Origin of the sequence: Cognatiyoonia sp. IB215182, from assembly GCF_033963905.1 — a bacterium.
Classification (GTDB): Bacteria; Pseudomonadota; Alphaproteobacteria; order Rhodobacterales; family Rhodobacteraceae; genus Yoonia.
In genome coordinates this window covers 1-22,400 of sequence record NZ_JAXBMB010000017.1, presented here as the reverse complement: position 1 = coordinate 22,400, position 22,400 = coordinate 1, and the positions used below count along the sequence as shown (strand labels likewise).

General features: G+C 54.0%; 28 protein-coding genes. 13 read left to right on the top strand and 15 right to left on the bottom strand.

The features are described from left to right. Window positions 1-215: 215 nt before the first annotated feature. From SLH47_RS23200 to SLH47_RS23175, 6 genes are all read right to left on the bottom strand, one after another. Entirely contained in the window at window positions 216-596 is a 381-nt protein-coding gene (locus SLH47_RS23200) for a type II toxin-antitoxin system HicB family antitoxin (RefSeq protein ID WP_320243110.1), read from the bottom strand. Window positions 597-604: 8 nt separating this feature from the next. Next, a complete protein-coding gene (locus SLH47_RS23195; RefSeq protein ID WP_320243108.1) occupies window positions 605-790 on the bottom strand; it encodes a type II toxin-antitoxin system HicA family toxin in 186 nt (61 codons plus the stop codon). 918 nt (window positions 791-1,708) lie between these two features. Beyond that, window positions 1,709-1,903, bottom strand: a complete 195-nt coding sequence (locus SLH47_RS23190; RefSeq protein ID WP_320243106.1) for a hypothetical protein — start codon at window positions 1,901-1,903, stop codon at window positions 1,709-1,711. An 872-nt stretch (window positions 1,904-2,775) separates the two neighbouring features. Next, window positions 2,776-3,078: a hypothetical protein gene (locus tag SLH47_RS23185; RefSeq protein ID WP_320243105.1), complete on the bottom strand. Its 303-nt coding sequence runs from the start codon at window positions 3,076-3,078 to the stop codon at window positions 2,776-2,778. A gap of 738 nt (window positions 3,079-3,816) precedes the next feature. Next, on the bottom strand, window positions 3,817-3,993 hold the full coding sequence (locus SLH47_RS23180) for a hypothetical protein (protein ID WP_320243103.1): 177 nt from the start codon (window positions 3,991-3,993) through the stop codon (window positions 3,817-3,819). Window positions 3,994-4,218: 225 nt separating this feature from the next. After that, a complete protein-coding gene (locus tag SLH47_RS23175; protein ID WP_320243101.1) occupies window positions 4,219-4,434 on the bottom strand; it encodes a hypothetical protein in 216 nt (71 codons plus the stop codon). Window positions 4,435-4,818: 384 nt separating this feature from the next. Here SLH47_RS23175 and SLH47_RS23170 point away from each other — a divergent pair, with 384 nt between their 5' ends. Together SLH47_RS23170 and SLH47_RS23165 are read left to right on the top strand one after the other, a co-directional pair. Next, window positions 4,819-5,076 (top strand): hypothetical protein, encoded by a 258-nt coding sequence (locus SLH47_RS23170; RefSeq protein ID WP_320243099.1) that lies wholly within the window; start codon window positions 4,819-4,821, stop codon window positions 5,074-5,076. Between the two features lie 255 nt (window positions 5,077-5,331). Then, the gene (locus SLH47_RS23165; RefSeq protein WP_320243097.1) at window positions 5,332-6,801 is read left to right on the top strand and encodes a P-loop NTPase fold protein; all 1,470 of its coding nucleotides are present in this window, start codon (window positions 5,332-5,334) and stop codon (window positions 6,799-6,801) included. Window positions 6,802-6,911: 110 nt separating this feature from the next. Here SLH47_RS23165 and SLH47_RS23160 read toward each other — a convergent pair whose 3' ends face one another. Next, window positions 6,912-7,808 carry an SOS response-associated peptidase gene (locus tag SLH47_RS23160; protein ID WP_320243095.1) on the bottom strand — a complete coding sequence of 299 codons (897 nt, stop codon included), beginning with the start codon at window positions 7,806-7,808 and terminating at the stop codon, window positions 6,912-6,914. Window positions 7,809-8,076: 268 nt separating this feature from the next. Here SLH47_RS23160 and SLH47_RS23155 point away from each other — a divergent pair, with 268 nt between their 5' ends. After that, window positions 8,077-8,733, top strand: a complete 657-nt coding sequence (locus tag SLH47_RS23155) for a type II toxin-antitoxin system HicB family antitoxin (RefSeq protein WP_320243093.1) — start codon at window positions 8,077-8,079, stop codon at window positions 8,731-8,733. 172 nt (window positions 8,734-8,905) lie between these two features. On the opposite strand, the gene SLH47_RS23150 is transcribed toward SLH47_RS23155, so the two are convergent. The 3 genes from SLH47_RS23150 to SLH47_RS23140 form a co-directional block, all read right to left on the bottom strand. Further along, window positions 8,906-9,259: a hypothetical protein gene (locus SLH47_RS23150; RefSeq protein WP_320243091.1), complete on the bottom strand. Its 354-nt coding sequence runs from the start codon at window positions 9,257-9,259 to the stop codon at window positions 8,906-8,908. Continuing rightward, entirely contained in the window at window positions 9,259-9,504 is a 246-nt protein-coding gene (locus SLH47_RS23145; protein ID WP_320243089.1) for a type II toxin-antitoxin system Phd/YefM family antitoxin, read from the bottom strand. The genes SLH47_RS23150 and SLH47_RS23145 overlap by 1 nt, the downstream gene beginning before the upstream one ends. 210 nt (window positions 9,505-9,714) lie before the next feature. Next, window positions 9,715-10,251 (bottom strand): AAA family ATPase, encoded by a 537-nt coding sequence (locus SLH47_RS23140; RefSeq protein ID WP_320243087.1) that lies wholly within the window; start codon window positions 10,249-10,251, stop codon window positions 9,715-9,717. A 532-nt stretch (window positions 10,252-10,783) separates the two neighbouring features. Here SLH47_RS23140 and SLH47_RS23135 point away from each other — a divergent pair. After that, complete coding sequence (locus tag SLH47_RS23135; RefSeq protein ID WP_413785669.1) at window positions 10,784-11,119, top strand: HU family DNA-binding protein; 336 nt, start codon at window positions 10,784-10,786, stop codon at window positions 11,117-11,119. Window positions 11,120-11,405: 286 nt separating this feature from the next. Beyond that, the gene (locus SLH47_RS23130; protein ID WP_320243084.1) at window positions 11,406-11,555 is read left to right on the top strand and encodes a hypothetical protein; all 150 of its coding nucleotides are present in this window, start codon (window positions 11,406-11,408) and stop codon (window positions 11,553-11,555) included. Between the two features lie 244 nt (window positions 11,556-11,799). Here the strand turns inward: SLH47_RS23130 and SLH47_RS23125 are convergent, their stop codons facing one another. Continuing rightward, window positions 11,800-13,248 carry a GspE/PulE family protein gene (locus SLH47_RS23125; protein ID WP_320243082.1) on the bottom strand — a complete coding sequence of 483 codons (1,449 nt, stop codon included), beginning with the start codon at window positions 13,246-13,248 and terminating at the stop codon, window positions 11,800-11,802. A 123-nt stretch (window positions 13,249-13,371) separates the two neighbouring features. Between SLH47_RS23125 and SLH47_RS23120 the strand changes: the two genes are divergently transcribed. Genes SLH47_RS23120 through SLH47_RS23090 form a run of 7 tightly spaced genes read left to right on the top strand, consistent with a single transcriptional unit; the run spans window position 13,372 to window position 19,619 of the window. Continuing rightward, a complete protein-coding gene (locus SLH47_RS23120) occupies window positions 13,372-14,316 on the top strand; it encodes a PilN domain-containing protein (protein ID WP_320243080.1) in 945 nt (314 codons plus the stop codon). Next, complete coding sequence (locus tag SLH47_RS23115) at window positions 14,313-14,855, top strand: GspMb/PilO family protein (RefSeq protein WP_320243079.1); 543 nt, start codon at window positions 14,313-14,315, stop codon at window positions 14,853-14,855. Before SLH47_RS23120 ends, SLH47_RS23115 begins: the two co-directional genes overlap by 4 nt. Next, the gene (locus SLH47_RS23110) at window positions 14,848-15,387 is read left to right on the top strand and encodes a hypothetical protein (RefSeq protein WP_320243077.1); all 540 of its coding nucleotides are present in this window, start codon (window positions 14,848-14,850) and stop codon (window positions 15,385-15,387) included. The genes SLH47_RS23115 and SLH47_RS23110 overlap by 8 nt, the downstream gene beginning before the upstream one ends. 53 nt (window positions 15,388-15,440) lie before the next feature. Then, window positions 15,441-17,444, top strand: a complete 2,004-nt coding sequence (gspD, locus tag SLH47_RS23105; protein ID WP_320243076.1) for a type II secretion system secretin GspD — start codon at window positions 15,441-15,443, stop codon at window positions 17,442-17,444. A gap of 15 nt (window positions 17,445-17,459) precedes the next feature. Beyond that, the gene (locus tag SLH47_RS23100; RefSeq protein WP_320243074.1) at window positions 17,460-18,665 is read left to right on the top strand and encodes a type II secretion system F family protein; all 1,206 of its coding nucleotides are present in this window, start codon (window positions 17,460-17,462) and stop codon (window positions 18,663-18,665) included. Next, window positions 18,655-19,044: a prepilin-type N-terminal cleavage/methylation domain-containing protein gene (locus tag SLH47_RS23095; RefSeq protein ID WP_320243072.1), complete on the top strand. Its 390-nt coding sequence runs from the start codon at window positions 18,655-18,657 to the stop codon at window positions 19,042-19,044. Before SLH47_RS23100 ends, SLH47_RS23095 begins: the two co-directional genes overlap by 11 nt. Next, window positions 19,041-19,619 carry a prepilin-type N-terminal cleavage/methylation domain-containing protein gene (locus tag SLH47_RS23090; RefSeq protein ID WP_320243070.1) on the top strand — a complete coding sequence of 193 codons (579 nt, stop codon included), beginning with the start codon at window positions 19,041-19,043 and terminating at the stop codon, window positions 19,617-19,619. The genes SLH47_RS23095 and SLH47_RS23090 overlap by 4 nt, the downstream gene beginning before the upstream one ends. Here SLH47_RS23090 and gspG read toward each other — a convergent pair. Beyond that, complete coding sequence (gspG, locus tag SLH47_RS23085) at window positions 19,577-19,990, bottom strand: type II secretion system major pseudopilin GspG (protein WP_320243067.1); 414 nt, start codon at window positions 19,988-19,990, stop codon at window positions 19,577-19,579. The two genes, SLH47_RS23090 and gspG, sit on opposite strands and share 43 nt — an antisense overlap. A gap of 12 nt (window positions 19,991-20,002) precedes the next feature. After that, window positions 20,003-20,452 (bottom strand): A24 family peptidase, encoded by a 450-nt coding sequence (locus SLH47_RS23080; protein WP_320243066.1) that lies wholly within the window; start codon window positions 20,450-20,452, stop codon window positions 20,003-20,005. Between SLH47_RS23080 and SLH47_RS23075 the strand changes: the two genes are divergently transcribed. Continuing rightward, window positions 20,424-20,825, top strand: coding sequence for a hypothetical protein (locus SLH47_RS23075; protein ID WP_320243065.1), 402 nt, complete (start codon window positions 20,424-20,426; stop codon window positions 20,823-20,825). The genes SLH47_RS23080 and SLH47_RS23075 overlap by 29 nt on opposite strands. Window positions 20,826-20,895: 70 nt before the next feature. On the opposite strand, the gene SLH47_RS23070 is transcribed toward SLH47_RS23075, so the two are convergent. Both SLH47_RS23070 and SLH47_RS23065 read right to left on the bottom strand, forming a co-directional pair. Continuing rightward, window positions 20,896-21,201, bottom strand: coding sequence for a hypothetical protein (locus SLH47_RS23070; protein WP_320243063.1), 306 nt, complete (start codon window positions 21,199-21,201; stop codon window positions 20,896-20,898). A 1-nt stretch (window position 21,202) separates the two neighbouring features. After that, on the bottom strand, window positions 21,203-22,400 hold a 1,198-nt coding region (locus SLH47_RS23065), incomplete at its 5' end, for an RHS repeat-associated core domain-containing protein (protein WP_320243062.1).

Genomic DNA, 22,400 nt, shown 5'->3' with positions numbered 1-22,400 from the left:
TACTGAATATCGGCGCTTCCCTGGGGAAGCGCTGCCCCGAGCTGAAGGCTCGGGGTTTGCCGACATCCTGCGGGAACGCAGAAAAGCGGCCCCGAGGGGCCGCTACGCGCAGGCGTGTCATTATGACAGGCAAACCCGGTCTATCTGACCAGCCTGCCGTGTCGATGTCTTTAGAATGGGGATCTGTCCCAATCTCTGGTGTCTGTTTCGGGAAATCACTGCGATAGCTTTGCACGTGCCAGCTCAGTGAAGAAAGCTGACCGGTTTTTTGTGGCCGCATCAATTCTGGCGATGAGCGACGTTGGCAGTGTAATCGACACGCGCTCTGCCGCGTTGGAGACAATAACAGGAAGCCAGGCGACTTGGCCGCCGTCAGCGTCTACTTGGTCCGGGTTTGAAGGCAGAGGGGCGTCCTCTTCTCGCTCCTGAAAATCCGCCACAGCCGAATTTAGAAGTTCCTGCGCACCTTGAAGCGCGTCTTCATGGCTTGCGGCACCACCACCGCCGAACTCTGGACTATGATAGCCCCACACACCGTTTTCATGATGGATCACAACAGGGTAAAGTCGGGTTTCACTATAAACAGTTTTAGGCATGTCTAACCTCACTTAGGCAGCTTGATTTTTGCTTGCTTCACTATCGCGCGGGCAGTTGGAAGCGGTATTTCGCGATGACGTCCAACCAAAGTGAAACGACCATCATTGTGAACCCACTTTTCGTGGTTCGCTCCACCCTTGCTAATGAAGCCTGCTGCCTCAAGCGCCTTGATGATATCGCGTCTCTTGGTCATGTCTATTTGTACACGTGCGAGTATGATTAATCAAGCTATTTATCATCATCTGAGCATAAAAAGAGTGCCGAAAAGGAACTATTTCGCACCTTTGTTGGAAGTTTATTTGCGAAATTCCGTTCTTTCTTTGCCATTTTCCACACAACACCCGCCTTACCTTGATTGTGTTACTCGTGTAGAGCGCGACCATCGACGATCTGCCTTGCTCACACCGAACGTCGTCTGCTTGCTTTGATGCCCGAGGTGAGGGAGCGCACCGGCCCCCCTTTGGGGGGCCAAACAAAAATCGTGGCCGCTTGCGGCCTCTTTATCAGGACAGCGGCCAGGGTGCGCCTCGTCTGGCTTGCTCGTCAGCCGTCGGATCGGTCGCGCGTCAATCCTCATGTGACGGAGATGGCGCGGCACACAAGTGGACCGTGGAATAACGAGCACGCGCTTGCGCGCGCGCAGCTTATGCCGCGAAAGCCCCTTGGGGGACGTGACAGCTTCGGCTAAATGAGGTGCGCGACTGATTGACGGCTGATGAGCTGCACGGCGCATTGGGCACATAGGAGCAAGATCCCGGCCACGCAAAGTCGCCGACAAAATGGCCAGTGGGTGTCAGTTCACCGTCGCTGCGGACAAGCAGTCTGATGCAACCAGTTCACGCTTGCGCGAAAGGGGAGACACGCCCGGCGCAGGGGGGGGCTGACTATATCTTCAAGGAAGCGAAGCCACTATGAAAATAAGGCAGGGGCCAAGGCGCGTCCCCCCCCTCCATGATATCAACTCAGTGGTGCGTTGTATGTTGCGCTGAAAGTATCGGTCATACCGCCAAATGGCCGTTTACTGGTCCAACCCGAGCCGGTCCCTCAAATGTTGGTTTAGTCCGGTTTGCCAACATCATGCGGAAACGCGGCCCTTCGGGGCCGCAAACTGTCAGGTTCCGATGAAGTTCAAGACTGCTGCCGTGATTGCCGCCGTGGCACCGATCAGCGCAGCTGCAGCCAGAAACGGTGCCAAGAAGGTATTGACGCCGATCTGTTTTGTTTCAGCAATCAGCTTCGCCACTTCAGCGCGTAGTTTCTCGTCTGTCAGTTTGACTTCGGCTTCGGTCATGTCATTCATGCTCATGATTATCTCCTTTGAATATAGGTTGAAAACCGTCTGAAGGCAAAGCGAACTCGCCCGCCCTGCACGGTCGCGGGCATTTGGACACGCCGAGTCAAGGACCGCTGAAGGCGGCGTGCGAGCGCCGCGCTTGCGCGGCGTGAAGTCCTTGACCGGTGTGGGATAATGACAAGACCGTGTGGGGGTGGGCCGCCCGGCCCTGGGCCGCGCCCGGCGCGGGCCAGGTTAACAGCCGGGCACGATCTGCACGAGATCCGCCAGGCGCAACGTGCAAAGGATGCGCCTGGTCTGACTTGCAACGGTTGTGGGTTCCGATTGAAAAGGGCGATTGCCCAGTTGACCGCGCCAGACCAAATACGCTCTCAAAACGTCGCGACGTAATCGTAGGGGCTGTCTGCGACCGGCCGGGAGCCGGAGCAAAGGAAAGGACGGCACACATCGCCCTTTCCTGATGGTGAAGGGACCGGCCGGGTTGTCTGGATCTGAACTGCGCTGGCACAGATCAGGGTAACAGCCGGACGCGCCCTGCACGGATATGACCAGATGCATCGGTTCATCAAGGATCCGGCCGCGGTGGCGTCTTTCGGCGCGCAACACCCCACCCGCAAGCCCCCAACAAGGCGGCTTGCGGGTGGGAGATCCTCGGCGCCACCGACAAGCAGTCTGATGCAATCAGTTCGCGCTTGCGCGAATGGGGCGCGCGCTCGGCGTAGGGGGCCTTACTATATTTTCAAGGAAGCGAAGCGACTATGAAAATAAGGCAGGGGCCATCGCGCGCGCCCTCCCGTACTCTCAACACACACCACCGGTTCATCAGCCCATATAGGCAAAAGGCTAACATTTTGTAACTGGTAAGACGGCTGAAGATGTCATCACTACTTGTTGCAGTCGATCCACTTTGACATGAGCACCTTGTCGCGAAAGCACTCATCAGGCACCTGACTGCGTTTGTACCGGGCAATGCGTTCGGCAAATTGCACCTGTTTTGACGACGGATAGCTATCAAACCGGTTGGGTGAGGCGGTTTTTGCCTGTTGGGCATCAATCCAGGCCGAAATCTGCCGTCGATCTTGCTGCACATCGTCCGGCAATACGGTTCCGGCCCTCGCTGCGAGTGACCGCGCAAACCGGATCTGTTTTTCCGTTGCAGGAAGCTGATGGTAATCGTTCGTTTGCATCGCGGACACCTCCGGGGACTGCAGCGGTATCTACAGATAATAGAACAAAGAGGGAACAAAAGCAACTTTTCGATGCAAATGAGGATCTGAGACTTCCGAAATCGCCGATTTCAGACCTTGAGGCGGTATTCGGGTGCCTGGATGGCACCCGGTGATCATCGAGGCACGCTCTCAGTTCCACACCCATACGACTGTGTGAGCGCACATGGCGCTTCAGACTTTCGACACGCGAAGTCGAGAAAGGCTGGCCGTAAAGCTTTGCAGCGCCTGTTTTGGATCATAACCCGTCCATGTAGCGCCCAGCGAAGGAATCATTGCCCCTTTTGGGCCGAGACACCTTTGGTAGCTCGGGTAAAGCTTTGCCGAACCAGAGCCCGGCCAGCTTCAGCTGATCGCCCCAGCTTAGCGCCAATGTGCGCCTTCCCCGGGCATTGGAGTAAAGAGTGATCATCGCTTGGCTATGACCTCGACCACATCCAGATGAAGCAATCGCGCGACAATAGAAGATGGTGAACGCCCGAAGTCACGCGAGATGGGACGAACGTCACACTTGTCGCTCTGAAACGCGTGCAGTAGTTGCTGTTATCCCTCAGCGCTCCATCAATGGCCATGGCGTTCAGGTTTTGGTTCATCTGGTTCCATTGGGGCGTCTACGTCAGTCCTTGTTGCGGTGGTCTTGTAGTGCTTGACGTCTCCCGGGGATCGCGACGGACCGGGAACGTCTTCGGCCTCCAACAACTAGCAGAGCAGGGTGCCTGCGGCACGGGCGATGAATTTGAGCTCATCCAGACTGATCGGCAGGTTTACGGCATTATCGAAGGTCATTGATGTAATGACGCTGCCATTTGAGATTGTAACGGCAAGACCACGATGGCACTCGTCCCCGGTTTCTTCGACAAGATAACTTGTGGTCATAATTGGTCTCCGGTCGCTCTTACGTGATCATAACAGCTGGAATTTTGCCCAGCTATGGCCTCCGAAAAGATCACGCTCACCGCCCTAAAATACTTCTGCAGGGTAGACCCAAGCGGCGATTTTCTCACGAAACCAGCGCATGTTCGCGTGCGAGGCGGCCCCTTTTGAGGGCCGTTGAGAACGCTGGAAGGGGCGGCTTTCGCCGCCCCAAGGCCCGCGAGGGATTTATTCTGTGACGTTGCCGTCCTGATCACCGGCCTTTGGCTCAAAGCCTACGAGTTCATCAACGGCGACGGGGAAGTCGAGTTTGATGTTGAGGACTTGCCCTGAGCCGTCTGCGCGATCATTGAGGAAGGCGACACCGACCCGGCGGTAGGATGTCATTTCGGCCCCGTTGGATGTGTAGGTAACGGGTACAGTGATATTGAAGCGGTTAGTCATGATCGATCTCCTTGTTTCGATGGGGCTAAAAGAGGCAGGTGCGTCAGGGCGCGATGCAGGCTGAAATGCGGTGGGTCCGCTGCTTGCAGTGGAAACCGTATTTCTGCTTGCCGAAGCTTTAGCTGAGGGAACATCGCGACCGCGCCTGCCTAAACACATCTTTGAGAAACAAGGAGATCGGTCGTAACGTGACCGCAGATATTGCTGTTCCTGTTACCGTTTGCGAAGGACTTGACCTGCAGTTCGCTAAAACGGCGGTTCCAGCTCATGGTGGCCCTTTCCGGCCCCATGATGCTGAACACCGTTTCTATGCCTTTGCGGCAGTCTTTTGCGTAGGATTATGGTCGCTGAGACAGATCACGCAAGACAATCGAGAGGATGCATATGACGGTCATTGAGTGGTTCAAGGCACTGTGGCCGGTCGCAGCCGTACTGACAGCATTTGGGGTGCGGATGGAGGTCGGACAAGCGCTCAACAGGCAACGGCTGCGCGCGATCGAGAAGGATATCGAGAATGCCGAACGCGCCAACGAAAAGGCGATCGAGGGCCTTCATGCTCGGCTTTCGCGGCATGAAAATGAGACGAACAGGTACCTTTCCGAGATCCGGAATGACATTAAGACGCTGCTGTCTCGCAATTAGTTGAATTAGCTTTCGGCAGTTCCTTGAGGACCTTTCCAGTGATCACAAAGTTTCTAGAGCGTGTTTTAAGTTTTCCTTGAGGCGTCCCGTGATCCTTTCACTGTGCTGCTTTCACAATGAGTCCATGTTTCCGCGCTTCAATGTCTCCGCCTTATCAAGGTCAGGCCACAATGTGGGCGAAAATGCTGATGCTATCTTGCTTGTGCAGTTTTGGAGGCAGAGCTACGAAAGGGAGTGGTAAGTTGAGGAAGAAGTATGACAGATGATGAGCGAGCGGAGATCTGGGCAGGCGATGCACTTAATCGATCTGTCGACGCCGATATCTTGCGTGATTTCACAATCGGTCATCTGCGACTACTTGTGAATACAGGTGAACTTAGGACGTACGTTGTCAACTTGGATGCGAGTTGGGGTGCCGGGAAATCGTTTTTCCTATCGAGGTTTAAGGAGCATCTTGAAGCGGAGGGTCATGTTGCTGTCTATGTGAATGCATGGGAGAATGATCATTCAGAAGATCCGTTTATGACTGTCGTGGACGAGATCGAAGCTGAACTGATGGATCGTCTGCAGCGCAGCGAAATGATAGAAGCCTTAATCGATAAGACTAAGTCATTCAAAAAATCGACCGCAAAAATAATCGGAAGTACAGCCTTGACCGGCGGCAAGCATTTGCTTGCACGTTACATTGGCAAGGAGGCAATAGAAGGCCTTGGCGAAATCCTTGGTGCAAATGATAGTTCCGAGAGTGACTTAGAGCTCCAGTCCCAATGGGAAGACACACTTCGAAAGTCTATAGATACCGCCGTTGATGCGGCTGGGAACGAGTTGCTTGAGCAGTTTCGAAAACAGAAGCAAGTTCAGAGAAGCTTCCGAGAGCAACTCACAGACCTAGGCAAAGCCGTCTTGGAAGGAAAAAATGTTGAGCCACCAATTTTCATCTTAATCGATGAGTTGGATCGTTGCAGGCCAAGCTACGCGATTGAGCTGTTGGAACGTGTGAAGCACATCTTTTCGCTGGAAGACTTTGTCTACGTTCTCGGTACGGACACCAAGCAGTTGGCTAATGCTATCAAAGGCGTTTACGGTGCTGATTTTGACGGGGAACGATACCTGAGACGATTCATTGATCGAACTTACCGCTTCCAAGACACATCGAAACAGAAACTCATTGAGTTTTCTTTTGATCGGAACGGGTTGACCAATGGTTTGTTCGAGGTTTTGCCTGATTTTACTCCAGTGCAGTTTCTCTCGAAAGTGTTGAATGAAACTGGTACTGAAGCTAGGGACATCGAGAAAGTTATCGAGATTATTGGCACTTTCGTGGCGGCCTGGCAATTCCCGCATGCAAAGATCGATTTAGTGAGCCTATTGCCATTGGTCTATCAGCGCCACTTTGACTTTTTAGATGCTGATGCATCGATCGGCGAACTAGGTGCGATAAGATTCCAGTTTCAAGGGCGCAAAAAGGCAGGTGGAACTACAGAGTTCGAAGTCAACTATTTGGACATGTGGGACCAAATTGACAGGCAGTCAGTTGATGGTTTTCATCGCAACGAGCCCCGAAACACCTTCGAGTACTGGATACAGCAAAAGAACCACGCTGAGTTCCGAGGCTTGGTAGAAAGCGGGGTTCGGTCTGGCAGGCGGGAACCAATCAGGCTGCAGTACTCGAAGCTGCTTGACCGTGTATCAAGCATCTCTAGTGCTACAACAAAAGTCGAATAGTTGGTGATTGCCAAATGGTCTTCTTTTGGTTCATTTGTGCAGTATAGCCTCTCATTGCGAAGTGCACGGCGTTCACCCTTTTGTGGAATACAGCACTCTTTTCGGCTCCGCTATACAGAAGCGCCGGCATCATCTTGCCGGCAGCCGCGTCCGACGATCTGCAACATGCCATCGGGAAGTGGTCGCTGAAGCGATAAAGCCTGCTCAGTATCGGCGTGCAACCACAATTCGACCTCGTCCATTGCTGTGAGGATCACCGGCATGGCCTTGGGGTGGATCGCGCCGACGTCCGCGTTCGCTTCCGTGGTCAGAAACCCGAAGAGGTTGTCTGTCGTCTCACCATCCTTAAGCTTACGCACCGAGGTCCACTCGGTCCAGATGCCAGCGAAGAACGCCGACGGTCGGTCCTCAGACAGCGCGAACCATACTGGCTCCGATGGCTGACCGGATTGATTGTGCGGCTCCGAGAAGGATGTGAAAGGCACAACGCATCTGTTCTTCACCCCCATCCAGCGTCGCCAGTGGGGAGACTTCGTGTTGCGGACATTAGTCACGCCGCGGTCGGTCTTTTTGCCCTTGAGCGCAAATGCGGGCGACGGCATGCCCCAGCGCATCATCGACAGCCGGGGTCCGTCATCACCGTTGCTGACGACGGGAGCCTCATAGTCCGGGTAAATGCCTGGTAAGGACGGGAGGTTGCCTGCCTTGTCCTCAAGGCCATCAAACAACTCGCGAACCGCGTCCTGGGCCTTGGTCATCGCATACAGATTACACACACCAAACAACTCTTCACTCTGCCACACACCGGCGTGGACTGGCGAAGTATAGGCTGCGTTCTCGGTTCCGTCAGCAAGTATTAGGTCCGGAAAGGCGGCGATCAGTGCGCGCGCGCCCTCGATGTCACGCAGATAGACACCCAATGCGTCAGTCGCCAAGCCCCGGGAAGTGTAGACGGCATAGTAGCCGGCGCCGACTTCGGTACTTAGCCATTTGTGCAGATCATCCAACCGGAGGCCAAAACCGCGCTCCGGTACAGCGAACCTGATCCTTATCGGAAACGCGAGCTCGTCTGTTCTGCTCTGTGGGGACGACCGCCTAACCATTGCACTTTCAACATCAACCCAAAGCGAGAACATTGCATGAACATCCTCAAAAAGCAAAGACGATTTCACTGGTAGTGTGCGACCAACTGTCCGGCCCGATACCTCGAAAAGGATGCACAAATATTTGCGCATTTTACTTGCGGTAAAGATTGCTTTGTGTATATATATACACATGGAAACAAACAGCAGACAGATCATCGCTCGACTGAAATCCGAAGGTTTCACCGTGGTTTCTCAAAAGGGATCGCACGTAAAGCTAAGGAAGGACGACAGAACGGTGATTGTTCCTCATCCAAAAAAAAGACCTGCCAAGAGGGACGGCAAGAAACATAGCAAAGCAGGCAGGCTGGATTTGATCCGGCCTGCAAGCACTCACCGAACCAACACTCTGCTGTTCATCACCGATCAAAAAGGAACCAAGCAACACATGAAACGATACTATGCAATCATCCACCACGATCCGGGCAGCGCCTATGGTGCGTCTTTCCCAGACTTGCCCGGATGCTTTGCTGCAGCGGATGACGAAGAGGATCTGATGGCCAACGCGATTGCGGCGGTCGAGGATTTTCTTATGGACTCCGAAACGGCCCCAGAGGGCCGCTCCTTGGAAGAGATCGTGGCGGAAGTCAGCGACGATCTTAAAGAAGGGGCTTACATCCTGTCAGTCCCATACATTGCCCGCCCCAGCGTCACAGTAAGGGCAAACATCAGTCTCGATCGCGGACTTTTGGAAGCGATCGATGCTGCCGGGAAGAAGCTGGGGTTGAACAGGTCTGCGTTCCTTGCGCAGGCGGCAATCAAGGAGATCAAGGAGATGCGTTCGTCATGACCTGATTGGACATGACCGGCATGAGATACAAAGCGGGGCCAACTGGCCCCGTTTTTTAACCTTACTCCAGCGAAAAAGCTGCTGGGCCGGATCGGCCATGCGCGAAAACACTCTGGTCCCACGTTTTCGCTTTGTTTCTGTTATGTCCTTGGGACCAAAAAAACCTAACCAGCTAAAAATGCTCGGTTTTGTAGGAACTGAACGTCCCAATCTTGCCATTTGGGTCTAACGAAAACGACGTTTCCAGAATATCGTGGTTGTATTCATCCATGATGACCCATAACCGCATATCTGAACTCAACCCCGCACGCTTGCGTTCAATCTGAGGAACTTCCATAGCCAACCTGCTCGCGATGGGTTCTTTGCTAGTGATCGGCAAGATGAAGAGATTGGTCCGGTTATCCTTTCCGACGACAGTTGCTACCAATGCTGTCGGGCGGGGTTTGCGTCTATGCTCGGAACCCTCTTCATGTTGCCACCGCCAAAGATATTCGTAGGACCAAACGTCCCCTTGTTTAGGTTGCATCACTTAGGATCTTCTTCGGCATCAACAGAAAGAACAGATTCAAGCATGGCCAAATGCTCTTCCGGCATGTCTTCAACAGCATATGCTTGGCGGTGATCTTTTTTGAAGCGCTGCTCATAGTCTCGGATGCTCATCAGGACGAAACGAGGCTTCTTATGCTTGGTAATAGCAATTGGCTCATGACTGGCTGCGTCAAGAACATCTCCAAGGGTTTGCTTTAAGTCGGTCGAAGGGAAGGTGCGCATTCAAGCCTCCTTTTGTCTGATATAGATATATTAGACAAAACAGACAAGATTAATCAAGAGCATTTTGAGGAGTCGATTCCGGTAGGGGCAGGATCGTATCTTTGGCAGCCATTGGCGGCGCCCGCGGCGAAATCTTACTGTGAGCCCAAATGGGAGAACGTTGCACTCCGCGCGAAGGTCTGCAAACGCAGTGTTGCTCCAGTTTAAGCCTCAGCGAGATCGAAGATCGAAATGTCTACAAATTCTGTCCGCTGTGTCACGCGGCGAAACACCTTCGGTGCTGAGCCTTAGGCAATTCTGTCTTGGAATCGGTGTACAAATCGTGTCATTGATAAATTGCTTCAGATCCAATTCACTTGAGATTTTTCGACGTTCTTTCCTATCCGGGTTTGTAACCCTACGCCGCATCTCTTCTTCGGAGCACTGGAGATATACCGGCAGGATCTTCGCGTTGAAGCGGCTCAGAACCTCCTCGTATGCTTCAAGCGTCTCTCGATCTTCTGGATCCGAGTAGCAGGAGGTCATTATGACCAGAGGCACATTCTGTTGCGTCACTGTTTCAAGAACCAAGAGCCGAGCGCGTTTTACGAGCTCCCAAAACCCATCCTGTTCAAAGCTCAAAACAGATCGTGCGAGGTCTATCGCAACGTGATTGTCGAACAGACGTGCACCAGTAGTCTCGACTAGTTGCGATGCAACTGTCAGTTTTCCGACCGCCGGAGGCCCATGAAGGTAGATCAGCTGCATTTTCCACTCACCCGTATCAGAAGCCTTTCCGGGACAAACTCTACAACACAAATAGGCAACAAACCGAAACCTCGAAAGGGGGTCAGTGCAACCGCCGCACATCTGGTCTAGGCCGGTCCTTACCAGCTTTTCCATCTGTATCCGCCCGTGGGTCAGATGTGCGCTTATCCGGGGGCCAGATATGCGACGGAAGGTCTGGTGAGCGTCACCAACCAACTGTGAATTTATTGTTTCCGATCTGTAGACAATTGGGGCATTTTTTGGTTTTTGCTTCCGTGCTTGCCACCAGGCAGGTGGCGCGACCAGGCCCCAAAGCTGGCGAAGGGCCTGGTCGCGCGTCTAATGATGTTTAACGCGCCAAACATACAGAGAGTAACAAAATGATCCGTGTCATTGCTGTGCTTATCCCGCTGACAACCTTTACTGCCTGTGGGGTACCTTTTGTTCCACTTATCTAGACGAAAAATGAAACACGAACGTCTCGCCGAACCGGCTTGCAAGAAAGATGCTGGCGAATGCTTAAGCTAAGCCGATGACGCCTCTGGCCGAGCCAACTCACCGGCCCTTACGGCCTAACTTGAGAAGAGAGAATACCATGAACAAAGTTGACCTGATCAAAGCAATCGCCGCCGACACTGGCGAGACAATTGCAACCGTTGATGCGGTGCTCAACTCACTGGCGAACACCACATCAAAGGTCCTCGGCGAGGGCGATGAGGTGACCATCCCAGACATCGTCAAGCTGGGCACCAAGCTGCGCGCCGCCCGTTCTGGCCGCAACCCGAGGACTGGCGAAGCGATCGCTATCGAAGCCAAGACCGTAGTGACCACAAAAGTGCTCAAGGGCCTTGCCGATCATGTAGCCTAGCCGTGCCGTTGAATGCGTTTGAGGGTTTCGACTGCTATGTGTAACAACCTGGCCCAATTGGACCCAACGTGCAGAGAATAAAGATGGTCATGCCCACTTCTTCCCGGGCATGGCCGTTTTCTGTTTTGAGGTGGCTTTGTGGCCTGCTTCGCCCACGCTTTTTGGGTCAGTGATACTGACTTATAAAACATGATTAGTATTACGCGCCTCAATCGTGCCGCCGGGGCACATTCTAAACTGGGTTGCGACAAATCCTCTATCTTGCTGAAAAGCAAGGAGAACGGAGATGGCTCACACAGAGCTGGATTTGCGTGAGAGACGCGCAGTCGAAGACATGCCGAATGCAAAGGTACCGGTGAGCAAGATCGCGGGTCGTCCGGGATACGATGACCAGCCTGTGCGCGTCAGCCATGAAACAATCTATACCCATGTCTAAAGCAAGGAAGGACAGTCGGAAGAACCGGCGCGCTATCTTCCCAGCCGACGCAAAAAGCGGAAGCCACGCTATGCCAACCGAGGCGTTCAGACAAGAGATGATGAAAATGAGATAGTCGAAACCGTCGCAACGACCCTTGAGCCGTCAGAGGCGCGGTTGCAAGGGCCTCAGGATAGGGCGGTTGCGGCGGCCGTTGTCCTGACGGAGCGCTCATACCACTACCAGCGTGGCGCGGAAAGCGCACTCAGGCACTAGTATCCCATTTCTGGACAGCGCCTGGTTGCCATAACTCAACGTCGGGCGTGCGACCCACGCGACCCGTGTGATCGCAACTGGCACAACCCTGGCCACCGCATGCAGAACACGAGATCGCCTCGAGGCGCTGTGACAACACTCCCAAGAGCACTTCATCAATCAGGTATTCGGCAACACCCAGATTGATAAACCTTTCCCGGACCAGGCGTGCCGTGCTCGCATGGACTGTCGCCAAGACCAAACGACCGATAAGTGCAGCCCGGCATGCAATCTCGGCTGTCTCTTCATCTCTGATCTCACCGATCATCAGTACGTCGGGATCGTGGCGCAAAGTGGTGCGCAGTACACGGCCAAACGTGAGGCCAAGGGCGGCATTGACCTGAACCTGTTCGATACCGCTTAGGTTTTGCTCTACGGGGTCTTCGACTGTAATGATTTTGCGGCTACCATCGTTCAGATGTTGCAGAGCGGTGTAAAGCGTCGTCGTCTTCCCGGAGCCGGTTGGCCCGGAGATGATCAACATGCCATAGGGCTGCGCGATCAAGGACAAGAGCTTGTCGGACACGACCGGGTCAAAACCCAACTCACTCCAAGCCCGTCGGGTTGTCTTTGGATCCAGCAGGCGACAAACTATGCTTTCGCCTGATTGCGTTGGCAGTGACGATAGCCGCAGTTCGATGGATCGCCCCCCAATGTTGACGGAGCAGCTACCGTCCTGAGGCAGGCGTCGCTCTGTGACACTCATCCCGCCCATCAGCTTCAGCCGTGCGAAGACGGCTTGCGCATCGAGTTGGCTGGACTCGGCGTGGCGTCTTAAGACTCCGTTGACACGGAACCGCACTTGAAGACGCGACTCAAGCGCATCGAGATGAATGTCTGAGGCGCCCGCTGAAACGGCGTCTGCGACCAGCAATTCGACACCACGGCCAACACTGCTTTCTTCGACCTCGACCGTTGTAGCGCCATTCAATGGAGCGTTGGATGTAGCAGTGTCATCACTGCGGTTATCTGAGGCCATCCGCTGTATCGCCTGCCGCAGTGTCTGGGAGGGGCAAAGAGCGACCTCACATTCCTGACGTATCAGAAAGCTCACTTCCCGGATGGCGTCATCTGCATAGGGAAGGCCAGTTGCAAGGCATGCCGCGCCATCGTCAATACGAAGCGGAGCGACCCCGCGTTGTTCCCAGAAGTCCTGATCAAATTGCGCAAAAAGACCTTGATCAATTTCGGTTGGAGCGAGTTGTTGTATGACAGGCAACCCCATGGTGTTACCCACAAAGCTAATTAGTTCGGCCTCTTCCATTAGTCCACGCGCCATGATGACTTGATCGATACCCAAGCCTGTTTCCTCTGCCTGAGACAGCAACGCATCGCGCGCCGTGCCAGGGATGATTTTTTCGGCCAACAACGCGTCCAAAAGATCCGCAGAAATATCCATCATTTGCGTCAAGTTGGCTTCCTTTTGCTTTCAAGACGAGTGCATATTCAGAAGAACACTTCAGCTTGAGTTCCACCAGAGCACTTTGATGATTCAATGTATTTCGCTACGCAGATGCTTGGCATGAGCCGATTTGCAAGGCTCCTTAAGTGGGCTGCGCTGCCTGGCTGGCGCCGTGAATGGTCCGACATCGTGCATCTGGGCGCGATACCAGATAGTGTCGAGCAACTTCGGGATGCACTTGGCAATCGAGCCTCGCATAGACCCGTGGATATTATTTTGTCCGGCTCCGTGGTACTCAATAAGACACACAAACTCCCAAAGAAAGCGCGCAAGCAAGCATCCAAGATCCTAGAGCTGAGAGCTGATGCACTACGTGGCTCATCTCAAAATGAACTGCACTCTACATCCATTCTGACCGAGAAGGGTCGCAACGACGATACTTATACTCAGATATTGGTGCGGGAGGCCGACCTGCATAAGCTTGAGCAGCTCTGTCATGCGGCAGAAAGGCGACTGCGCATCGTATCGACAGAGGTCGGCAGCAAGCGCGTCAAGATTCAGGATCACACCGGCCAAACGGATCGACCCATCAGGTATTGGTGGGCGGCTTTCGGTACTTTCACTGTGATCACACTGAGTGGCCTGTTGTGGCATGAAATGCGCTTGCTCAACGATAAGAAACAACAGCTTGCGTTGCTGCGTAGCCAACTTTCCACCGTGCAGCAGGAACTAGACGATGTCGCAAACATCAACAGCGTACATGCGGCGGAAGTCGAACGACTCGACGGGCTTTTGGCGGCATTGCGATCTCAGCAGACAACGGATTTGCTTGCAAACCTGACGCAAGCTGTCTCCGCGGAGACATGGGTCGCCGAATTCGTCCTGCTGAACAATCAGCTTCGTATCTCGGGCCAGTCGCAGCTCGATCCAATCTCTGTGATCGCGACCCTCGAAGATCAAGACTGGACGCGCGCCGTGACACTAGCGCGGCCGGTGCGCACCGACCGCCAAACGCAACTCAGTAGTTTTGACGTGTCGATTGATTTGCAGGTAGGCGCACCATGACGCGCCATCTGTTTAGCACAGTTTGGTTTTGCAGTTTGGCCTTCGCTGGACTCGGTCTTCAGCTGGGATTTCAGCTCATCAGCTATCGAAATGCCAATAACCAAACAAGTGAATTGATCCGCAACGTTGAAAGCCAAGTGGTAAGGTTGTCATCACGCATAGCAAGCGACCCAAACATCAAACCGCCGGTTCTTCAGGCAGGCCTTGTATGGGTCGCCGATGATGCATCATCAGCCGAACAACAATTGCAAGTTTGGGCGCTGGGAGCACTTCAGCGTCACGATCAAAGTATTCGACAATATCAACAGGTACCACAACTCGACTACATTGATGCGCCAACCCTTGGCTTACGCCTGGAGTTCAGCGGACCGCTTGAAGGCCTCGTCGCGTTCTTGGCCGAATTGGAAGCGCATCGACCCGCTTTGGCGGTCTCGAGTCTACAAGTCCGGCCTCTTCCGCCAAGACTGCAGCGTGACGAGTTAACGATGGTGAATACACAAGCGGTCATCTGGGGCCTCTCAGGGGCGGGCAATGGGTAACACACTTCGCAACCTGCTCTTGCCGCCACCCGCTATCATAGCGGGGTCGCTTATCATGTTCGTCGTTGTTTGGACTTCTATTCACCAGGACGAAAATCAAGCGCCGGGAAGCATTCAGTTGCCGTTCTCAGCCGATCACGATGGCACGGCGGAGCCAATTGGACTCGCGCATATTGAACATGATCCCGAAACGTTGGCTGTAATTGCACGACAATCGCTGTTCTTGCAGGGAAGAGAACCATGGCAAGAGGTGGTGCCAGAGCAAACTGTTGTTGCGGCACCTGAACCCATACTGGAGCCGGCGCTTCCAGAGCCCGTGCAGCAACCTCTACTACCGCCCGAGATATCTTTGCTGGGCATCGTAAACACGGCAGAGAATACCAAGATTCTGATCTTAGATCAGCGCAGTCAATCCGAGCGTTGGATCGCGGTAGGTGACTTGGTTGGCGATTGGGAAGTTGTGGAAATTCGCAACAACGCGATTGTTCTTCGCGCCGGAGGCGAAGAAACAGTAGTGTCATACAACAGATAGTGGTTTACTCGCTCGAAACGGGCATCGAGACCCAACATACAGGTGAATCGTCAATGAAGAACTGGTTCTGGGTGCTCAGTGCAGTGATCGTCTTGGCAAGTTGTGGTGAGACATCGCAAACCAGTTCCGGTGCGTTTGGTCCTGATCGCCCAGGTGCAAGCAATGACTCCAATCAACAACGGTCGGGTTTTGCATCGCGTCTGTTTGGACAAGATCGCAGCGCCATCTCACGCGGCGATGATCAGTTCATCAATACCGACGCGCTGGCCGCTGCAGGTCCCGGACGGGCCGATATTGAAATCGTCGATGACAGCAGTGTTGAAGTGACCTTGGTGAATGCCTCAATTGAGGCGGCTGCGAATGCAGTACTGGACGAGGTTCTGGGTCAGCCATTCACAATTGCTGATGGTGTTGACGGCCGCATTACCATTCAAACAACCGGACCGATCCCGAAGTCCTCGCTACTTGCACTTTTTGAGGCCAGTTTGAGCGCAAACGGAGCAAGGATTGAAATAGAGAATGGCATTGCCGTTATCCGGCCGGGCGCCATTGGTAATCGCACCTTTCGCACACCATCGGATACGGGGATTGATGGGTCGACCATTGTCGTCGCACCGCTCAAATTCATCTCGGCAACGCAGATGGCAAAACTGCTGGAGCCATTGACGCAGGAGGGCCTACAGGTCGTTGTAGATCAAGATCGTAGTTTGCTGCTGTTGTCAGGGCGCGCCGGCGCGATGAACGCTGCCATCGACGCGCTCAATCTTTTTGATGTCGATGTGATGCGCGGCAAATCCATCGCACTCGTCAGTCTGCAGGCGGCAGATCCCAATGACGTCGTGGAAGAGTTGCGGGCAATCTTCGAATCCCGTGAAGGAGGGTTACTCGAAGGCGTGATCGATTTCGTGCCAAATAGCAGACTGAGTTCCGTGTTGGTGATTAGTGCGCGCTCCCGATACATTGACGACGCCCAGCGTTGGATCAGGGAATTGGATCGAACGGCGGGGCGTTCACAACGTTTCACAAAGGTCTACCGACTGAACAATCGGCGCGCGTCCGAGATTGCACCGATTCTCGACGGGTTATTGTCGGATGGCGCGACGAGTACCGCTGAGGGCGAAATCAGTGCAAGCAGTGGATCGCGGATCGCCGCCGACCCGGATCGTAACGCGCTGATCGTGCGCGCAGTTCAGGCCGACCATGACGAAGTGGCAAGACTGTTGATTGAGCTCGACAGCCGCGCCCGCCAAGTGGCACTTGAGGCCACCATCGCAGAAGTGACACTCAATGATGAGGTCTCACTCGGTGTCCGGTGGTTCATTGAAAACAATGCGAATTCCGCGACATTCTCGGACGCTACAAATGGTAGCATCTCGTCTAACTTCCCCGGCTTTTCGTCAGTCTTTTCAGCAAGCAATTCTGAAGCCGTGCTCAATGCGCTTGCTGGTGTGACGGATGTGCGCGTGATCTCGTCACCGACTCTCGTTGTCTTGGATAACCGTGAGGCAGTCTTGCAGATTGGCGATGAAGTACCTGTTGCAGTGCAAACGGCCACTCCCACGGATGACGCTGATACCGTGATTACCACCACCATCGACTATCGCGATACCGGGGTGATCCTCACGGTGAATCCGCAGATTGGAGCGTCCGGTAATCTAACGTTAGACGTCAGCCAAGAGGTCAGCAGCGTTGCCCTGACCAACTCATCTGGCATTGACTCACCGACGATCCGACAGCGGCGCATTACAACCAGTGTTCTTCTAAATGATGGGGCAACCTTGGTCCTTGGTGGTCTGGTTCAAGAATCAGATAACCGTACGGACACCAAGGTTCCCGGGCTTGGTGACGTGCCTTTCGTGGGATCAGCCTTCCGGACACGCAGCAGTGAAAAGGACCGCACCGAGCTGCTCATTCTCATCCGCCCACGCATTATTCACGATCCAGCCGACGCACGCGCCTACACAACAGAGTGGCGAAGCCATCTGTCCAATGCCAACGCGATTACGGATACTGGGTTGGGTGCGCCTACGCACTCAATCGAAGAGATTTTGCGGTAGAGTGAGATCCTGATATTGCCGACCTTCAGCTATAAGGCACTCGGACCAGACGGAACTGACACGCAAGGAACGCTCGACGCACCATCGCAAGCGCAAGCGGTGCAGCAATTGTCGCAAGAGCGATTTGCTGTCTACGAGATCAACGAAGGCCAGTCTGATCAATCGGAGCCGTGGTATCGAAGACAGCTATTTGAGACCGTACAAATCCGGGACGCGGATATCGTCGAGTTGAGCCAAAGCCTGTCCGCGATGTTGGCGCAGCATTTGCCCGTCGATGACGCCCTTAAGATCACCGCAGAGACGTCGACGCGGCCAGCGGTCAGAACTGCTTTGGAGCGGGTGCGGACATCATTGATGTCGGGCATGTCCGTCGATAGAGCCTTTGCCAATTTGCACAAGAGCTTTCCAGCGGAGTTCTTGGCCATCGTCCGTGCGGGGGCCAAGGCGAACGCACTCTCGGACGCATTCGCCTCCGCGGCCTCCTACTTTGCACAGCGCCGGGCACTGAAAGACAAGCTGCTGGCGGTATCCGCTTATCCAGTCTTTCTTATCGCTGCTGCAATCCTGGTATTTCTCGTCATTCTTCTGACGATGATCCCTGCCCTACATGATACGATTGTTTCAGCAGGCGAAAACCCCGACGGGTCAATCGAGACCTTGAACAATCTCAGCCTATGGCTGCGGCAGAACTGGCGGTTCGTTTTGATTTCTGGTTTGGTCGTTGCATTTGTTGTTCTCGCTTTCAGGCGATGGGTCGCAAGCGTCATGTACTGGATATTTCCGCCTCTGCGGCGAAATCGTGACGTGAAAGTCTATGCAGGTATAGCACGTGTTATGAATATGCTTATGCGCTCCGGCGAGCAGCTTGATCAGGCGTTGATCGAGACGGCTGAAACGAACCAGTTCTCAGCATCATCCGATACGCTCAAAGATGCGGTCTCAGCTATCCGCCGGGGCGAAAAGGCAGGTCCGGTGTTCCTGCAAGAAAGGACAGTGCCCGTCTTGTTTGGACGCCTCTTTGATCTTGGGGAGCGCACCAATAATCTCACCGCTCTACTTGAACTCGCTGCTGATGGGTTGGAGGCACAGTACGAGAAGTCACTCAAACGCATGACGGGTCTTTTGACACCGATCCTAACTCTGATTGTTGGTGGTTTGATTGCGCTTCTCGTCCAGGTGCTGATCTCCGCAGTGCTTGAGGTGTCGCAAGTTGGGGTCTAGGGGTGCGAATGCCGGGTTCACCTTGCTGGAGGCGCTCCTTGCAACAGCCGTTCTGGCTCTGCTGGCAATCCCCGTCATGTCGGCATTCCGAACGGCTGCCGGGCAAGACGGCCCGCGCGTCGATCAATTTGAAAAGCACGAATTTGCTATATCCGTGCTTGAAGAACGGGTTGCTCAGCGGGATTTCAGCGCAGCAACAGGCGTCTACGAAGACCGGTTCTCTTATGAGGTCCGTGTTGACCCCTATCAGACCGAGACGCGGACAAGGTATGACGACCTGATCGCGCATTTTGAGCTCACGATCACCGTCGACATTGTCAATGACGCGGGCCCACCGGTGGCGGTTTCTCAAATCATTGCGCGGAAGGCTGCGCCATGAGGCGGCAAGACGCAGGGATCACTCTGCTTGAAGTGTTGCTGGCGCTGGCCGTGATGGCGATGCTGGGTGTTGGTATTGGATCGCTCTTTGAAACCGGGAGCCAGGTCTGGCAGCGTATCGATGCAAACTCTGAGGTTGCGGACCACGCGATCAACCGCACTGAGCTGCGCAGCACGCTGGAGAGCATGCAGGTGGTTGGTCCCGATTTGCCTTTGTCCGAGCTAATTGAAACTGATGATGGCATCGCCTTTGCGATTGAAAAAGATGGCATATCCATTTGGCAAAGAGTGCGCCTTTCCGAAAATGCACTCCTCTGGCAGGTCGATAGTGCGCCTACGTCTCAAATCCTCAGACCAGATTTGTCGCGTGTGACCTTCTCCTACTATGGACGCAAAACTGTCCGCAGCGAACCGGATTGGCATACCAACTGGGACGATGCCACGATCCTTCCTGTCCTGATCAAGATCGAAAGTTGGCAAATAGGCGGCCAGGTAAATCCGCCGCTTACAATCCAACCCGCCAAACTCACGCGTCAGATGGAGATATCGCTATCTTCGTTAGTCCCGCCGGACTGACCGTCATTGCCGTAGCTGAGCAGATCGAATAGGTCATCCTCACCGGGTTGTCGGTAAATCCACTCGCGGCCCCAGGGGTCCTTCAGGTCCTCTTCGTCCAGATACGGCCCCTGCCAATTCTCAACAGAAACCGGCGCTGCGAGCAGCGCGCCCAGACCATCTGCCTGGGTAGGCAGGCCACCTGTATCCAGGCGATAAAGCTGGATCGCCGTTTTAACATTCTGGATTTCAACGATGGCGGATTGAGACTTTGCGCGGCCAAAACTCTCCATCAGACGTGGCGTGGCGAGGGTCGCAATCATTGCTATGATGGCCACGACCACCAGCACCTCCAGCAGTGTGACACCGGCATCTTTTTGGCGTTTTTGCACCTGTTGCATCCTTCAAACCCTAATCGGGCCATAGAACCAGATTGTTAGCAACCCCAAGCAAATAAATGGCGCAAATGGCACGCGTTTTGCCTGTCGTCGCGCAAGCAAAGCGTATGCGATCCCGGTTGTTGCCGCAACCAATAGCAGAGACGGAAGGCCCCAAATCCCGCCCCACATAACAGCGGCGCCCAGCAGTTTTGCATCGCCCGCGCCGAGCATGTCTGTCCTAGCGATGCGGAACAGGATTTCCCCGGCCAGCCAGAAAACGGTAAGCGTCAGAATGCTCGCGATCAAATGGGATGGGAGCAGGGATAGATCAATCCAGGCGATGGCGATGACGCCCACGGCAAAGACCGCGATGTTGGCGCTGTCGGGTATTCTGAATTGGGTCAGATCAATGTAGGATGCCCATATGCAAAGGCCGATCAAAACCATGCTCAGCAACATCACCGGTGGTGGCATCGTCGGGAGCACTGGAATGGCGAGGGCGATGGGCAAAGCGGACAAACACCCCAGCAAGATGCGGCGTCGAGGGGATCGAGGGATCATTCTGATCACGACGCTGCTCCTTCTGACCTTGCTGGCGGGGTTTGCGCTCGCCGCGCAGAACCGAGCGCTGTCGCAGGCTACTTTATTGGATCGCGTGATGGAACGGGAAGAAGAGCGGATTGCGTTGCAATCGGTGAGAGCGGTGGCGTTGCCGTTGATTGGGGAGGCGTTGTTGAATGATCAAATGAACTCTCAGAATCATCTTATGATCGACGTACGAAAATTTAGATTCAATCTAAGATCTTCTGATAGAGCCGATTGGTTTAGAGTTTTTATACTGCGTTGAGCCGCCTTTGAACGGGGAACGGCTAATCAGTGTAGACTTCGGCCGACGAGTTGTTTCGTAATTACGAGATCTAATTCTGGAAGTGATTCCTTACTATCATTAGACTTTCCTCAATGCTTTTGACGTCAAAACCCGCAAAACTGGATTGGCCATTGATCTCTAAAATAAGGTTTTCTACTCCATCCCTGAAGGCAATCAATTCCTCGTCAGTCAGTTCTGATACGTCTAAAAATGCGCCGCCACCCTCAAAGCGACATTTAATGCTATGCCAGTGCTCAGTATTTCTACCTTCATAGATTTCATGGTTTACCAAGGCTGCAAATAAGCGCCTAGGAAAGGCAACATCCCTTTCTCCTGATAGTACCAGTAATCCCATATTAGTCTAATCCTATCACATCAATCCGGTCTCGCTCATCGCGAGTTCTAGCGTTAATATTCTCTCTGAGTGCATCCTTCTGTGCTCTGGTGAGTCCAGTCCCATCAATTGATACCCTGTCTACTGATTTCCGCAAGTGATGGTCCAGTGATCGCGTGACCGAGTTGATCGAGAAATGCTCACTCGGAAAAGGCCCCATTGCATCTACTGTTTGACCTGTATCAGTTATCACGAAGTCAGCGCCAACATCTGAGCTTCGAGTCAACTGCACTCCAAAGGCTTCTTCATACCTTACCCCATGAGCGGCTTCCATTGGGTCAAAGCCCTTATTTGGATCGGCTCCAAGTTCACTAACCTTATCCTGTGAGGCCAAGTATCCTGTTGCAGCAAGCATGGTGACCACATCTACTGGACCAGGCGGTGGCAAGGGATCCAATCGAGGGCCACCATTGTCCTGGCGCGACACGTTTCTGTCGCTTGCGGGAATGTCATTGCGGCGAATTTCACTTATCGCATGTTCAAGTCCAAATGCGCCAATTGCCGCTGCGCCTGCCCACTTGGCCAACTCTATGACACCCCAACCACAAGGCAAGCATGCGTTACCGCCAGGATCAAAGCTATTCACGGGATCATTGAAACTATAACTGTACCTATTCGTCCCCACCCCTGGCTCTGTCACCTCAAACCAATCCGGTTGCAGGAACAGCCCCAGTTCCGGATCATAGTACCGGGCGTTGAGGTATTGCAGGCCGGCGTCGCTGTCGAAGCGTTCGCCGATGAAGCCTTTGGCGTCCTCGGCCACGGCGGGATTGTAGGTTTGGCTGACAGCGGAGAGGCCGAAGGGTAGGAAGTTCTCCTCATACGCCTTCGCCCCGCTTGCATCCGAGATCACCACGACCGAGTTCAACTGATCCCGGTGCAAATAGCTCTCCACCCCATCCACCAGCCGCACATTCGGATGCGGATAGGCGACAAGCGACGCGTTGGCCTGACCATAATTGCGCACCTCAATCGGCCCGACATAGAGCGTCTCGCTCTCATTCGCCGTGTCCGCCTCACTGATCAGCTTCAGGCGCGACCCGTCCGCCCCGTAGACATACCGCGTCTCAACCCCGTTGTGGGTAACAGAGAGCGGACGGTTCTCATTGTCATAGGTCATGACCTTGCCATGCAGGCCGGTCAGCATGTTGCCGTTGGCA